This window comes from Lysinibacillus sp. CD3-6, assembly GCF_006351725.2.
Classification (GTDB): Bacteria; Bacillota; Bacilli; order Bacillales_A; family Planococcaceae; genus Lysinibacillus.
Window position 1 is genome coordinate 566,809 of the sequence record NZ_CP085880.1, and the last position, 16,319, is coordinate 583,127.

Genomic DNA, 16,319 nt, shown 5'->3' on the forward strand with positions numbered 1-16,319 from the left:
TGTGAGGTAAAAGTTTCGAGCCAATTATGTTACAATAAAGGTAATTTGAATGTTTCGGCGCAATGTAACATGCCGATAACGGGAGGCAAAACAACAATGGAACGCAGTTTATCGATGGAAGTAGTACGAGTAACAGAGGCAGCAGCAATCGCATCCGGGAAATGGATGGGTCGCGGTTTGAAAATTGAGGCAGATGATGCAGCAACGACAGCAATGCGCTCAATGTTCGATACGATTCCAATGCATGCTACAGTAGTAATTGGGGAAGGTGAAATGGACGAAGCGCCAATGCTTTATATCGGTGAAGAGCTTGGCCTTCGTAATGGCGGACCTCAAGTAGACATAGCAGTCGATCCTTTAGAAGGTACAAATATAGTAGCAAAAGGTACGAATGGTGCCATGACTGTATTAGCTATTGCAGATAAGGGTAATCTATTAAATGCACCAGATATGTACATGGAGAAAATCGCTGTAGGACCAGAAGCGGCAGGAAAAGTTGATATTAATGCCTCTGTTACTTATAATTTATTACAAGTAGCAAAAGCAAAAAACAAAGATATTTCTGATGTAGTAGCTACTCTATTAGATCGCCCTCGTCATCAAGCAATAGTAGATGAGATTCGTGAAGCGGGAGCACGTATTAAATTTATTCAAGATGGGGATGTTGGTGCTGCCATTAACACGGCATTTGATGAAACAGGCATCGACATTATGTTTGGAATGGGCGGCGCACCAGAAGGTGTTATTTCAGCTGTTGCATTAAAATGCCTTGGCGGAGACTTCCAGGCCAAATTAGTGCCAGAGGACGAAGAACAGTTAGAACGCTGTAAACAAATGGGCGTAGATGTAGATAAAGTTCTTTACTTAGATGACTTAGTAAAAGGTGACGATGCGATTTTTGCCGCAACTGCTGTCACAGATTGTGAGCTATTAAAAGGTGTTCAGTACAAAGGAGCTTACGCATTAACACATTCAGTTGTTATGCGAGCGAAATCAGGTACTGTGCGATTTGTAGAAGGTCGTCACGCGCTTGATAAAAAACCTAGCTATTAATAATATTTTCTTCTAAAATATACCTAGTGCAACTTATTGCACTAGGTACCTTCTTCTTCATTAAAACCATCCCATAGTTTTACTTAAACTTCTATGTTTACCCCAATACATGCATTATATTTTGAAAAAGACTGGAGTTGTGCATATGTCTGCATTGACAATCGCTCAATTAGAAAACATGACGTTAAAAGAGCTTTACGCCCTCGCACGCCAATACAAAATTTCGTATTATAGCAAACTAACGAAAAAGGAATTAATTTTCGCTATTTTGAAAACGCGTTCAGAGCAAGAGGGTTATTTCTTTATGGAAGGGGTACTTGAGATTGTTTCGCAAGAAGGCTTTGGCTTCCTTCGTCCAATAAATTACTCACCAAGTAAAGAAGATATTTATATTTCTGCTTCTCAAATTCGTCGTTTTGACCTTCGTAATGGGGATAAGGTGTCTGGTAAAGTACGCCCACCTAAAGAAAATGAACGCTACTATGGCCTACTACAGGTGGATGCTGTAAATGGAGAAGACCCTGAAGTAGCAAAAGAACGTGTTCACTTCCCAGCGTTAACGCCATTATATCCTGATCGACAAATTAAGCTTGAAACTACTCAGCGTAATCTATCAACTCGAATTATGGATTTAGTAGCACCAGTAGGATTTGGTCAACGTGGTTTAATCGTTGCGCCGCCAAAGGCTGGTAAAACATCGTTACTTAAAGAAATTGCCAACGCCATTACAACGAATCATCCTGAGGCTGAATTAATCGTCCTACTTATCGATGAGCGCCCTGAGGAAGTAACGGACATTGAGCGTTCTGTAAATGCGGATGTCGTGAGTTCTACATTCGATGAAGTACCAGAAAATCATGTGAAGGTAGCTGAAATCGTATTAGAACGAGCACGCCGTTTAGTAGAACATAAACGTGACGTTATTATTTTAATGGACTCTATTACGCGTCTTGCACGTGCTTACAACTTAGTGATTCCACCGAGCGGACGTACGCTTTCTGGTGGTATCGACCCTGCTGCCTTCCATAGACCAAAACGATTCTTCGGTTCTGCTCGTAATATCGAAGAAGGTGGTAGCTTAACAATTTTAGCTACAGCTTTAGTAGATACAGGATCACGTATGGATGAAGTAATCTATGAAGAATTTAAAGGGACTGGTAACTTAGAGTTGCACCTAGACCGACAATTAGCAGAGCGTCGTATTTTCCCTGCGCTTGATATTCGTCGTTCAGGTACGCGTAAGGAAGAATTACTTCTTGAACCAGAACAACTTGAGAAACTATGGGCAATTCGAAAAACATTTTCCGATGCCCCAGATTTTGCAGAGCGTTTCTTGAAAAAGCTGCGCACTACAAAATCAAACGAAGAATTTTTCGAAAAGTTAAATGAAGATATGAAAAAAGCCACTAAAGGTAAAGGGCTTCTTTAAAATTGTAGACACCATTGACTAGTAATAGTGAATGGTGTCTTTATTTTGTTATTTGACTGCCGTTGATTTCCGCTGCGGGAAGTGCCAGGCACTCAAACAATTTTACTAGTTGATTGGAGCGAAGGTGGACGACTCCTGCGGGAAAGCGCAGAACGTAAGACGCAACAGACCGCGCGATAGCGAGGGTTGCGGCTTACGTGTGTGCCCGCGGAAAGCGTCCGCCCGTAGCGGAAATCAACGAATTGAGCTTATCTCTACTCTGACACCAATAACTATTGTTAGTAATTGGTGTTTTTTTCTTGTTCTCTAAAAAGTATAATGAAATTGAGAATCATTATCAATATAATGGTGGTATGTCTTATTAGTTGAGGAGAACGCTATGAATTACGATGCTTACATGCTCCTATGGGAAAATGCCCATATCAAAGTAAAACACATGGAATGTGTAGTTAACAACTCGGGGCAAAAGAAAGAAGTAATGAAATACAGCTCGTTATTAATCATTACAGTTGGGGAAGCAGAAATTGTTATTGGAGAGAATCCTTATTATGTACAACGATTTAGCATTTTTCATATTGGAAAATCCCAAACATTACATATAAAATCAAAAAAGCCTTTGAACTACTTTCTTATTCACTATAAAGGTGATGTTATTTATGATGATGCTTTTATGCAACATTTACAAATGCAATATCAACCGTTTCAAACGGAGTTCTCATGTATACCTGCTAATCCAATTCCGATTCATACGTTACTACAAGATATGTTTATCAAGTGGCAGACAGGTTCTATTCATGACCATTTATTTGTCAAAGCATCCTTTTACAAGCTCATTTATCGGATATTTCAAGAGCTAACTGAAGGGCAGGGGAAGCCACATGAAATGGATAAAGTAGAATTAGCACGTTTATATCTAGAAGAGCATGTTCAAGAGCCGTTATTAATCCAAACGCTCGCTGATTCACTTCAAATTAGTACACGACATTTATTACGTGTGTTTAAGGCTCGTTATGGAATAGGGCCACAAATTTACTTGCAGCAACTCAAAATTAAACGTGCGAAACAATATTTAATTGCCAATCAATATGACATTAAACAAATAGCCATCTCTCTTGGATATGAGGATGAATACTATTTTAGTAGGGCCTTTAAAAAGGAGACAAGTATGGCGCCTAGTATTTATAGGCTGAAATATACAGCCGCTATGTCCGAATTCACTATTACAAATGAGAATCATTTTCAATACAATAAGAATCAGCTCGCGCAAGCAAAACGATTTAAGATTGGGGAAAATGAAGTCATGATGAAAAAAATGCTTAAACATATAAAGACGCCCTTTTTACTAAGTTTGTTAGTTTTACTAGCAGCATGTGGCGAGGATACAAAACAACCAGCTGAAAATAATGATAGTGTACCTAAAACGGAAGAGTCCGAGACTAGAACTATAACGGATGATAGTGGGCGCGAAGTAGAGATTCCAGTTAAAGCGCAACGTATTGTGACAGACTGGTATCTTGGACAAATACTTGCATTAGATGTTGTGCCTGTTGGGGCTGTAGTAGCTAATTTAGACTATGCAGCATTTTTAAAATCGTACTATAAAGACGGTGAAATTACGAATATCGGGACAGACGGAAATGCTTCATTAGAAAAGATTTTAGAATTAAAGCCAGATTTAATCATTACTTGGAATCCAGAAGATGTTGAAAAATATGAAAAAATTGCACCGACGATCGTCTTTTCTGATACAGCCTATAAATCTGCGACTGATGAGGTCAAAGCAATGGGCGAATTTTTAGGAAGACAGGAAGAAGCAGACGCATTTGTCAAAGATTTTGAAAATCGCGTAACGAATGCACAACAAAAAATAAATGATGCGATACCAGAAGGTGCTACCTTTACAATTTTTGATGTATTTGAAAAAAATGCAACGGTTGTAGGGAATACAAGCGTATCAGGTGGCCGAGCGCTGTATCAAATTCTTGGTGTAAAACCACAAGAAAAAGTTCAGGAGCTTTTTGATACAAAGGAATCTAACGGTGGCCGCTATGATATCTCCTATGAAGTAGTAGGTGACTATGTTGGCGATTACGTCTTCGTTATTAATTTCTTTAATAAAGGTGGGCAATTCCCTCCAACTTGGACAAATCTTGATGTTGTCAAAAATAATAAAACAATTCCTTTAGAAGCCGAATATTATTTTGCTTCTGATCCGTTATCTGGACTCCATCAAGCAGAAGATTTAGCGAATAAAATAGTGGAATTTACAAAATCGCAGGAAAAATAACAAGTAGAATTGCGGAAAATATATGAGGTGAGCTACCTAGTTTTAAGATTAGGTAGCTTTCATTAAATAAATCATAAACAAGTATGAGCAATTTAAAGTTGTTAGTCGTATATTAGGAGGTTCCATCCATGTTACTACAACGTTTCTTTACTTATTACAGGCCATATAAAGGCTTATTTCTATTAGATTTCTCCTGTGCAATTTTAGTTGCCCTCATTGAGCTGGCATTTCCATTAGTTTTAAATAAAGTCATTGATGATATTCTTCCAGATGGTGAATTAAAGTGGATTATGATGGCATGTGGTTTGCTGTTATTGCTGTATATTTTTAATTCGATTTTAGATTTTATAGTTTCCTATTGGGGGCATATGCTAGGCATCAATATTGAAACGGATATGAGAAGGGAAGCGTTCAATCATATTCAAAAGCTCTCATTCCGCTACTTTGATAACAATAAAACGGGACATCTTGTCTCACGCTTAACAAATGATTTAATGGACATCGGTGAGCTTGCCCATCATGGTCCAGAAGATATGTTTGTTGCAATGATGACAATCATCGGTTCCTTTTGCGTAATGTTTTATATTGATCCTACCTTTACGCTATTAATCTTTATTCTTGTACCCATTATTCTTGTACTAACGATTATTTTTGGCAAGCTTATGTCGAAAGCATTTCATCAAATGTTCAGCGATATTGCGGACTTTAATGCTCGTGTAGAAAATAACGTCAGCGGTATTCGAGTAGTTCAAGCATTTACAAACGAAGACCATGAAAAAAACCGCTTCAAAAAGAATAATGAAAAATTCCGAGCAACCAAATTGTTTTCTTATAAGGTGATGGCTTGGAATGAAGCAATCTCTGGTATTTTAACGAAAGTCTTATCATTATTTACGCTATTTGTCGGCGCATACTTTGTATTAAAGGACTATTTAACGAATGGCGAATTTATTGCTTTTATTCTTCTCTCTGGAATTTTACTCGGTCCAATTAACAAAATAAATATGTTTATTGAGAGTTATCCAAAGGGCATGGCTGGTTTTAAACGCTATATTGATTTTTTAGAAACAGCCCCAGAAATTGAAGACCATCCAAAAGCTAAGCAAGTAGAGTCTATTGATGGCAATATTACGTTTGATCGAGTTTCATTTGGTTACACCGATACAGAGCACACATTAAATAATATTAATTTAACGATTCACTCTGGGGAAACAGTAGCGCTTGTTGGTCCATCTGGAGCGGGGAAATCAACTATTTGTAGCTTACTCCCACGCTTTTATGAGGTGAGTGAAGGTTCAATAAAAGTCGATGGGCTAGATATACGCGATTTTAAGCTTCATTCATTACGCTCCCATATCGGCATTGTACAACAGGATGTTTTTTTATTTGATGGTACGATTCGAGAAAACATTGCATACGGAGATTTACAGGCGAGTGAAGAAGATATTTGGTATGCGGCAAAACGAGCACAGCTTGAAGAGATGATACAAGCATTACCAGATGGAATGGATACGTTAATTGGTGAACGAGGCGTGAAGTTATCAGGTGGACAGAAACAGAGGCTGTCTATAGCACGTATTTTCTTGAAAAACCCCAAAATATTAATTTTGGATGAGGCCACTTCCGCTTTAGATACAGAAACAGAACAGGCTATTCAGCAAGCATTACAAGAACTTTCCAAAGGACGTACAACATTAGTCATTGCACACCGCTTGGCGACAATAAAAGATGCAGACCGTATTGTCGTTGTTTCGAAAAAGGGGATTATAGAAGAAGGAACACATGAACAATTAATGGCTAGGAAAAACGCATATTACGGTTTGTACACAGCACAATTTGGTTTGCAAATCTAAAAACGAAAGGAAGTTTTGTATGTCAGTATTGGAGATCGAACATGTGGCAATTGGTTACTCCTCGATGCTTATTGTGGATGATTTCAGTGTGGCCATTCCTAAAGGACAAATCTCAACAATAATTGGCCCAAATGGCTGTGGAAAATCTACTTTATTAAAGGCTATTGCGCGTGTATTACGAACACAAAACGGTACTGTCTTTTTGGACGGTAAAGCCATTCATCAATTAAAGACAAAAGAAGTGGCAAAAAAGATGGCAATTTTACCTCAAACAGCAACAGCTCCTGGGGGATTAACTGTTTTTGAATTAATATCATATGGCCGTTTTCCTCATCAAGGAGGGTTGGGGACATTGCGTAAGGAAGATTATGAATATATTCATTGGGCCATTGATGTTACAGGACTGAGAGAGTTTTGTGATCGGCCAATAGAAGCATTGTCAGGTGGTCAGCGCCAAAGAGTTTGGATTGCCATGGCATTAGCCCAAGGTACGGATATTTTAGTATTGGACGAACCGACTACCTATTTAGATTTAGCACATCAGTTAGATATTTTATTATTGCTTGAAAAACTGAATCGGGAAGAGGGACGGACAATTATTATGGTATTGCATGATTTAAACCATGCGTCTCGTTTTTCTCATTTTATGATGGCGATGCGTGACGGGAAATTAATCGTAAGTGGCAGCCCTCAAGAAGTGATGACAAAGGAGAATTTACAAACTGTGTTCAATATCAATGCAGAAATGGCTGTCTGTCCATATAGTAAAAATCCAATTTGTCTATCGTATCAGCTATACAATATGAAAGATTAAGCGGAGCATTGGAAGTTAAGAGGAGGAAGTAGAATGACTGCGTCGACAGGAGTAGAAGGGCTCAGTGATATAGCTGAGCTACAAAAACAATCTCACCCAATACGCGGAATAGTAGCTTTAATTTTAGGAGTTATTGGATTAGTATTTGCCATTGGCTTAGCCATCTCTTTAGGGGCAGCAGATATTTCATTAAGTACTGTTTGGACGGCAATTACGCAATTTTCACCAGAATTAACAACACATCAAATTATTCATGATATTCGTTTGCCACGAGTACTTGGAGCAGCGTTAGTAGGTGCAAGCTTCGCAGTTGCTGGTGCAATCATGCAAGGTATGACGCGCAATCCTTTAGCGGACTCAGGGTTATTAGGATTGAATTCTGGAGCGGCATTTATGCTTGCTGTCTGCTTTGCCTTTTTTCCTGGCATGCCCTATATGTATTTAATTTTATGGTCGTTTGTAGGTGCAGGTCTCGGCGTTGCGATAGTCTATGGTGTTGGCTCATTATCTAAAGGTGGCTTAACACCTATGCGTCTCGTTCTTGCTGGCGCTGCTGTAAGTGCTTTACTTGGTGCGTTAGGTGAAGGCATTGCGCTTTATTACCGCATTGGACAAGACTTAGCATTTTGGTATGCGGGTGGAGTATCTGGTACGATGTGGAGTCATCTTCGAATTTTATCGCCCTGGATATTGGTCGCGATGATTGGTGCGCTTATGCTATCCCGCTCAATTACATTGCTAAGCTTAGGTGAAGAAATAGCAATTGGGCTTGGCCAACGAACGGTTGTCGTAAAAGTGTGGGGGATGGTGATTGTTTTAATTTTAGCAGGGGCAGCAGTTTCAGTTGTAGGCGCTGTTGGTTTTGTAGGATTAATTGTTCCCCATTTTACGAGATACATAGTAGGACATGATTATCGATGGATCATCGCCTGTTCATTAGTATATGGAGCATTACTTGTTGTACTTGCTGATTTAGTTGCGCGTACTATTAATCCACCCTACGAAACGCCGATTGGTGCATTAATTGCTTTAATTGGGGTTCCATTCTTTCTTTATTTAGCCCGAAAAGGAGGAAAGGAACTGTGAGTAACGACTTTTTAACACAGAATCAACAAAACGTCAGAAGGAAAAACTTCCTTATAATAGCTACTCTAATCGTTTTAATAGTAGTTACCTTTGTAATGAGCATGAACACGGGTGTAATTAAACTGACACCAATGGAAGTAATACGTACGCTTTTTGGACAAGGTGATGCGCAACAGCAATTAATATTATTTCAATTTAGGCTTCCTAGAATTGTCATTGGGGTTTTAGTAGGGATGGGCTTAGCAATAGCAGGAGCTGTTTTACAGGGCATCTCAAAAAATGCATTAGCAGATCCAGGTATTTTAGGTATTAATGCAGGAGCTGGTTTAGCTGTAATGCTTTATATTTCGTTTTTCCCAACGACTAAATCAGTACCCATCTATTTGCTACCAGTACTAGCCTTTATAGGGGCAGGGTTAACAGCTGTGTTAATTTATTCTTTGTCTTTTAAGCGCCATGAAGGTATAACACCAATGCGTTTAATTTTAACGGGTGTTGCGGTGGCAGCTGGCATTAGTTCAGCAATGATTGTGTTAACACTTCGCCTTACTCCTGAAAATTATCAATTTGTAGCTACGTGGCTTGCAGGTAGTATTTGGGGTTCAAATTGGAGGTTTGTCCTATCCTTATTACCATGGTTATTAATTTTTTTACCATTTATTTACATGAAATCACGGGTGTTAAACATACTCAATCTAGGAGAAGTAACATCGATTGGATTAGGTGCCTCTATTGAAAAGGAACGTCGTTGGCTATTAGCCGCATCAGTTGGATTAGCTGGAGCTAGTGTTTCTGTTAGCGGTGGAATTGGCTTTGTTGGATTAATTGCACCACATCTAGCTCGTCAACTTGTAGGAGCAAACCATCAATTTTTGCTTCCGACTTCAGCACTTTTAGGTGGCTTTTTAGTGTTATTAGCTGATACGGTAGGGCGCTCAATTTTAGAGCCTTCTGAAATACCAGCTGGAATTGTTGTAGCAGTTTTTGGGGCACCATATTTTTTATTTTTATTAGCTCGATTAAAGGAATAAAATAGATTCCGCATATTTTTAATTGAGAATGAATATCATTACCTTTGGGAACAATAGAAAAGGCAAACGTTATAAGTAGAAAAGGGGAGAAAGACATGCCAGAAGAATTGTATGATGTAACAATTGTTGGGGGTGGACCAGCAGGATTATATACAGCTTTTTATAGCGGGATGCGCGATTTAAAAACAAAAATTATCGAATTTAGCTCACAGTTGGGTGGTCGCATGCTTATTTATCCTGAAAAAATGATTTGGGATGTCGGAGGCGTAAAGCCTATTTTAGGTGGCGAGTTGATTCAGCAGCTTATACAACAGGCAAAAACGTTTGATCCAACAATTGTTTTAAATCAAAAGATAGAAAAATTAGAAAAGCTCAGTGATGGGACATTTATTTTAACATCCGCAACAGGCGAAAAGCATTATTCCAAAGCAATCATTTTAGCGGTCGGTTATGGTGTACTGTCAATGCAAAAGCTTGAAATTGAAGGTGCAGACCGCTATGAAGTAACGAATTTACATTATACTGTGCAAGAATTAGAGATTTTCCGCAATAAACATATCCTGATTTCAGGTGGCGGCAATTCCGCTGTCGATTGGGCGAATGAACTAGAATCTATTGCTGCTAGTGTAACAATAGTCCATCGTCGTGATGAATTTGGTGGTCATGAAAAAAATGTTTTACGTATGCGAGAATCCTCTATCAATGTAAAAACACCATATGAAGTGGTGCAATTACATAGTGATGGTGATGTTATACAGTATGTGTCCATTGTCAATAAAGAAACAGATGAAATGGAACGCGTGCAAGTAGATGCGGTTGTGGTGAATCATGGCTTAAAATGTGATTATGGTGCACTTGAGGAATGGGGATTAGAAATTCAAGATGGTGTGGCGATCGTCAATGAGAAACGTGAAACGAATATAGAAGGCATCTATGGTGCAGGTGATTTTATTGATCATCCTAGTAAAGTACGATTAATTGCTGGCGCGTTTACGGATGGTATTTTAGCGTTAAATAGTGCAAAATTATTTTTAGAGCCAGATGCCCCAAAAGTGGCGTATGTATCTTCGCATAATATTCGATTTAAAGAGCGCAATAAACAAATAGGATTAGTAGATAATGATTATCGCGAAGTGCGTGGTTAAATATTGTAATAATCGTTTTTTAATATCTTTTGCTTGAAAAAAATAAAATAACTATGCTATACTTCAAAAGTATGCAACGTGTACATATGTAGCCGACATATTCGGGCTATGTAAGGTGCAGTTCGATAATACTCTGTTCCAGATGGTTCAGGGCGAGAGGAGAAAACGAATATGAAACAAGGAATTCATCCAGACTACAAAGAAGCAACAGTAACTTGCTCTTGTGGTAACACTTTCAAAACTGGTTCAGTGAAAGAAAACATCGTTGTCGAGTTCTGCAACGAATGTCACCCATTCTACACTGGCCGTCAAAAATTCGCGTCTGCTGATGGTCGCGTGGATCGTTTCAACAAAAAATACGGTCTTAAAAACTAATGTTAGTTTAATACCTGCCAAGCATGTGCTTGGCAGGTATTTTTTTCAGTATAAAAATGTGCATACGTTCATTTGCGTCTTGACGTATTTGGATTTTCCACAGCGTTGCACGTACGTCCAATAAAACAAAGACCGGATTTTGAAATGTGCTTAAGCTAGCGCAAATCCATTCGATACTGACAGTAGGTTCGGTATAAAAAATTAACACTATGGTGCAAGCATTTAAGCTAATTGCTAAAATAATTCCTTTCAAAATCCATCATTGAAAATAGAGAGGGAGAAAATACTATGGCACAGCTATACTATAAACATGGTGCGATGAATAGTGGTAAATCAATTGAAATTTTAAAAGTTGCACATAACTATGAAGAACAGCAAAAGCCTGTCATGATGTTTACATCTGGGCTCGATACGCGAGATGAGGTAGGTTTTGTTTCAAGTCGAGTAGGTTTACGACAAGAAGCTATTCCAATTTATGAGGATACGAATATTTTTGAACTTGTAAAAAACAATGTTGTAAAACCATACTGTGTTCTTGTAGATGAAGTGCAGTTTTTAAAAAAGGCTCATGTGCTACAATTAGCTAATATTGTCGACGAACTAGACATCCCTGTTATGGGCTTTGGCCTGAAGAATGATTTTCAAAATGAATTATTTGAAGGTAGTCAGTACATGCTTACATATGCAGATAAAATTGAAGAAATGAAAACGATTTGCTGGTTCTGTCATAAAAAAGCAACAATGAACTTGCGTGTCGATGAAAATGGCAAACCTGTTTATACAGGTGACCAAATAAAAATTGGTGGTAACGATGCTTACTATCCTGTTTGCCGTAAATGCCACGCACATCCACCGCTTTGAAATACCTTTAATCGGAAGAAAGCTTAATGATTTTAAGCAGTTGACCGAAGAAAATGTAGCATACATGCTGAATTTTCCTTATACTAAGTAGTGGAAATAATGCATGACTACTACGCCTAAACAAATTTTCGTCACACTCTATTGTAGGCGGAATGTTTAAAACGAATAGAGTAAAAAATACGTCTCACTATCTTTAATGGAGGCGGATTCCTACTGGATATAGATAAATGAACTAAATAGAGGTGAAGCCCATGTTTGATAGACTACAAGCAGTAGAAGATCGTTATGAAAGGCTAAATGAGCTTTTAAGTGATCCAGATATTGTAAACGACAGTAAAAAATTACGTGAATATTCAAAGGAACAATCGGATATTCAGGAAACAGTTGATGCTTATCGTGAATATAAAAGCGTGAAAGAGCAACTAGTTGATACTCGTGAAATGTTAGATAACGAAAAAGATCCTGATATGCATGAGATGGTAAAGGAAGAATTCAACTCGTTAAAAGAACAGCAAGAAGAGCTAGAAGAACGTCTACGCGTATTGTTAATTCCAAAAGACCCGAATGACAATAAAAACGTAATTATGGAAATTCGTGGAGCAGCTGGCGGTGATGAGGCGAATATTTTCGCAGGAGATTTATTCCGCATGTATTCACGTTATGCTGAGACGCAAGGCTGGAAAATTGACATTATGGAAGCAACGCCAAACCCAATGGGCGGCTATAAAGAAGTCATTTTTATGATCAATGGGCAAGGCGCATATTCGAAATTCAAATTTGAAAATGGTGCACACCGTGTACAACGTGTACCAGCAACAGAATCACAAGGCCGTATTCATACTTCGACAGCGACAGTTGCATGCTTACCTGAAGTTGAAGAGGTTGATGTTGAAATCCATGAAAAGGATATCCGCGTAGATACGTTTGCTTCATCTGGTGCAGGTGGGCAATCGGTAAATACAACGATGTCTGCTGTACGTATGACCCACTTACCAACAGGTGTTGTTGTATCGATGCAGGATGAACGTTCACAAATTAAAAACCGTGAAAAAGCGATGAAAATTCTTCGTGCACGTGTAGCTGATAAGTATTTGCAGGAAGCTCAAAAAGAAATCGACGCAACACGTAAATCCGCAGTAGGCTCAGGCGATCGTTCAGAGCGTATTCGCACATACAATTATCCACAAAACCGCGTTACAGACCATCGTATTGGCTTAACGATTCAAAAGCTTGATCAAATCGTCGAAGGAAGACTGGACGAAATCATTGATACGCTTATCTTAGAAGAGCAAGCATCCAAGCTAGAGCGACTAAATGATGACCTATAAAAATGTGATGGAGGCCCTTGATTGGGCTTCTTCTTTTTTAGTGGATAATGGACGTGAAGAAACCGCGGGGCGTATTGTAATGCAACATATATTGGGTACAACATATTCGGGTGTTATGCTCCATTTACAAGATTCGTTAACGGCTGAACAAAGTGAACAGTTTCAAAAGCTGATTGAAGAGCATGTTAGTGGGCGACCTGTACAATATTGTATCGGTAGTGAAGAATTTTATGGACGGACATTTCTTGTGGATGAATCGGTGCTGATTCCGAGACCAGAAACAGAGGAATTAGTATTAGCAACAAACAATCGTATCGATCAATTATTTCAAAAGAAATCATTAAAGCTAGCAGATATCGGGACAGGTAGTGGCGCTATAGCCATTTCTATGAAGCTAGAATGTCCAGAGCTAACAGTAGTGGCAACTGATTTATCAACAGCAGCATTAGCTACTGCACAAAAAAATGCACAAATACTTGAGGCAGATATTGATTTTCGTCTAGGCGATTTAACGGCACCTCTTATCGGAGAGACGTTTGATATTGTTTTATCTAATCCTCCGTATATAGCATTTGAAGAAGCGAAGGACATGTCTAGCATCGTACTGGAGCATGAGCCCCATAGCGCCCTTTTTGCAGAAGAGGATGGACTTATTTTATATCGAAAATTAGCGCAACAACTCCCAGCTCTAATGAATAAGCCTGCTTTAATCGGTCTTGAAATTGGTTATACACAAGGAGAGCAGGTAGCGAAATTTTTTAAAGAAAGTTTTCCACAAGCCACTGTTACCGTTGAAAAAGATATTAATGGAAAACCGCGCATGATTTTTTGTGAAATTGATGTATAAAGTTTCTCCTTCTTGACAACAATGTTGAGCAAGGAGGGATTTTTATGTTAAACGAATACAAGATTGTTAGATTTTCAAAATTAAATATTTTGCTAGCTTTTGCTAGACTAGTAATTATGGCGATAGCTTTACAACTATGTATTTTATATATTCCATCATTAATAGGTTCTGCAAAGGAAGCTACGAATAGTGAACAAGAAAACGATTTTCGTATAAGAGTGATAGCAAATAGCAATACAACTGATGATCAGCTAGAAAAAGAGCAACTTGTGAAAGATTTAAAACCTTATTTAATGCAAGTAGGATCAACTACAAATGTGGATAATGATAATTTTGTTACATTAAAAGAGAGTATTGAGGCAGAATTAAAAGAAAATTATCCACAATTGCGTACACAAGTGTTACTTGGGGATAACTTATTTCCACCGAAGAGACAAGATGCAATGTTTTATCCACAAAATATGTACCATTCAATCGTCGTAAAAATAGGCGATGCACGTGGTGATAACTGGTGGTGTAGCATTTTCCCGTCTATTTGTGAACCAGAAAAAGAGGAAGAAAAGGCAGAGGAAAAAGAACAAGTAACATTCTTTATTTGGGAATGGATAAAAGGATTTTTCGAATAATTGTGCACAAATTCAGATAACTTATACACAATCATTGATAAGTTATAAACAAAATGTGGATAATTCAGAAAAAAACAACGATTGAAAGAAGGTTTTTCATATGGAAACCGTGTGTAAGATTGTGGATAGTAATGTGAATAGTCAAATAACTTATGCACAAGCTGTGGATATCTTGAATGCTGGGGAGGTCGTGGCATTTCCAACAGAAACGGTTTATGGTTTAGGTGCAGTCGCTACAAATGATGATGCAGTTAGAAAGATATTTAAGGCAAAAGGGCGTCCTTCAGATAATCCACTTATTGTCCACATAGGAACGAAAGAGGAAGTTTCTCTTTATATCGAACATATTTCTGAGCTAGCAAAAAAATGTATGGATGCATTTTGGCCAGGACCGCTTACACTTGTTATGCCAGTTAAGCAAAATGTTTTGGCAGAAAGTGTGACAGCTGGATTAAAGACAGTCGGCATTCGTATGCCGAATCATCCAGTCGCACTAGCATTATTACAGCAAATTCAAAAACCACTTGCTGCTCCAAGTGCGAATCGTAGCGGGAAACCTAGCCCGACAGAAGCGATTCATGTAAAAGATGATTTAGATGGGTACATACCGTATATTTTAGATGGAGGTCCTACAGGAATTGGCTTTGAATCGACTGTGTTAGATGTTACACATGAACCACCAGTTATATTACGTCCTGGTGGTATTACAAAAGAAATGTTAGAGGCCGTAATAGGTCCAGTTATTCAACCGACTAAAATAGAGCAGACAATGGAAGAGACACCAAAAGCGCCAGGCATGAAGTATACACATTATGCGCCGAATGCACCCGTATACTTAATCGATTGTGATGAAGAAAAAGTACAGCAAGCTATACAACAACTTCACGCGCAGCATCATAAAGTAGCACTTCTAGCACCAGGGAGCTTTAAAGATCTTCAAGCAAATTATTACTTTTCAATTGGCCAAGCGGGAAGTAAAGAAGAGATGGGCGCAGCACTCTATCATGCGTTGCGAGCTTGTGATAAAACAGAAGCGACTGTTATTTTAGTGACGACGACATCTACTGAAGGTGTAGGCGCGGCTATTATGAACAGACTTGAAAAAGCTGCTGGGGGCAAGTGGTTTTCACTATAAGATTGTGAGGCGTGCATCGGCATACTATTAGCGATTCGTTAAGGTTTCGTGGCGCAACACGCGTTTTTCCTGGCGATTCTCCCAATTTTATTGGCGATTAGATGTTCTCTCTATTAGCGATTCTATAAGACAACCTATAAAAAGGGCTGTCCCAAAAGTCATTGAAATGACTTTTGGTGGCAGCCCACTTTTCATATTAAAAAAACAACAAAAAGTATATTTAAGAAGTAACATCATCTGAATGTATTCAAGCCATAGCGGATTTTGCTACTCCCAATAATTTTACATAGTAGAGTTCCAGTATTGATATTAAATGCTCATTAGCTTGTGTCCAGTAGTCATTTTTTGATAAATGCTTTGTGTCTACTAAACAAGTGTCTTTCCGAAATCAGAGAGATTTTTTCTATATGTTTGCCACCTCTAATTATCAACTTTCATCATTCAACCCC

14 protein-coding genes are annotated in these 16,319 nt (G+C 38.5%); all 14 read left to right on the top strand.

The genetic code is table 11. The features are described from left to right. Positions 1-96 precede the first annotated feature (96 nt). The gene (glpX, locus tag FH508_RS02610) at positions 97-1,053 is read left to right on the top strand and encodes a class II fructose-bisphosphatase (protein WP_173478630.1); all 957 of its coding nucleotides are present in this window, start codon (positions 97-99) and stop codon (positions 1,051-1,053) included. A 145-nt stretch (positions 1,054-1,198) separates the two neighbouring features. Beyond that, the gene (rho, locus tag FH508_RS02615) at positions 1,199-2,482 is read left to right on the top strand and encodes a transcription termination factor Rho (RefSeq protein ID WP_173478629.1); all 1,284 of its coding nucleotides are present in this window, start codon (positions 1,199-1,201) and stop codon (positions 2,480-2,482) included. Positions 2,483-2,861: 379 nt separating this feature from the next. Then, complete coding sequence (locus FH508_RS02620; RefSeq protein ID WP_173478628.1) at positions 2,862-4,769, top strand: AraC family transcriptional regulator; 1,908 nt, start codon at positions 2,862-2,864, stop codon at positions 4,767-4,769. 128 nt (positions 4,770-4,897) lie between these two features. Continuing rightward, entirely contained in the window at positions 4,898-6,622 is a 1,725-nt protein-coding gene (locus tag FH508_RS02625; RefSeq protein WP_173478627.1) for an ABC transporter ATP-binding protein, read from the top strand. Between the two features lie 19 nt (positions 6,623-6,641). Then, positions 6,642-7,436: an ABC transporter ATP-binding protein gene (locus FH508_RS02630; RefSeq protein WP_173478626.1), complete on the top strand. Its 795-nt coding sequence runs from the start codon at positions 6,642-6,644 to the stop codon at positions 7,434-7,436. Between the two features lie 33 nt (positions 7,437-7,469). Then, complete coding sequence (locus tag FH508_RS02635; protein ID WP_173478625.1) at positions 7,470-8,522, top strand: FecCD family ABC transporter permease; 1,053 nt, start codon at positions 7,470-7,472, stop codon at positions 8,520-8,522. Next, a complete protein-coding gene (locus FH508_RS02640; protein ID WP_173478624.1) occupies positions 8,519-9,553 on the top strand; it encodes a FecCD family ABC transporter permease in 1,035 nt (344 codons plus the stop codon). The genes FH508_RS02635 and FH508_RS02640 overlap by 4 nt, the downstream gene beginning before the upstream one ends. Before the next feature lie 95 nt (positions 9,554-9,648). Next, a complete protein-coding gene (locus FH508_RS02645) occupies positions 9,649-10,698 on the top strand; it encodes an NAD(P)/FAD-dependent oxidoreductase (RefSeq protein ID WP_173478623.1) in 1,050 nt (349 codons plus the stop codon). 171 nt (positions 10,699-10,869) lie between these two features. Continuing rightward, entirely contained in the window at positions 10,870-11,073 is a 204-nt protein-coding gene (gene rpmE / locus FH508_RS02650) for a 50S ribosomal protein L31 (protein WP_004269457.1), read from the top strand. Positions 11,074-11,361: 288 nt separating this feature from the next. Next, positions 11,362-11,934, top strand: a complete 573-nt coding sequence (locus FH508_RS02655; RefSeq protein ID WP_139860591.1) for a thymidine kinase — start codon at positions 11,362-11,364, stop codon at positions 11,932-11,934. Between the two features lie 251 nt (positions 11,935-12,185). Continuing rightward, a complete protein-coding gene (gene prfA, locus FH508_RS02660; protein WP_173478622.1) occupies positions 12,186-13,262 on the top strand; it encodes a peptide chain release factor 1 in 1,077 nt (358 codons plus the stop codon). Continuing rightward, entirely contained in the window at positions 13,249-14,109 is an 861-nt protein-coding gene (gene prmC / locus FH508_RS02665; protein WP_173478621.1) for a peptide chain release factor N(5)-glutamine methyltransferase, read from the top strand. The genes prfA and prmC overlap by 14 nt, the downstream gene beginning before the upstream one ends. A gap of 44 nt (positions 14,110-14,153) precedes the next feature. After that, on the top strand, positions 14,154-14,735 hold the full coding sequence (locus tag FH508_RS02670) for a stage II sporulation protein R (protein WP_173478620.1): 582 nt from the start codon (positions 14,154-14,156) through the stop codon (positions 14,733-14,735). Positions 14,736-14,835: 100 nt separating this feature from the next. Further along, positions 14,836-15,870, top strand: a complete 1,035-nt coding sequence (locus FH508_RS02675; RefSeq protein WP_173478619.1) for an L-threonylcarbamoyladenylate synthase — start codon at positions 14,836-14,838, stop codon at positions 15,868-15,870. Positions 15,871-16,319 lie beyond the last annotated feature (449 nt).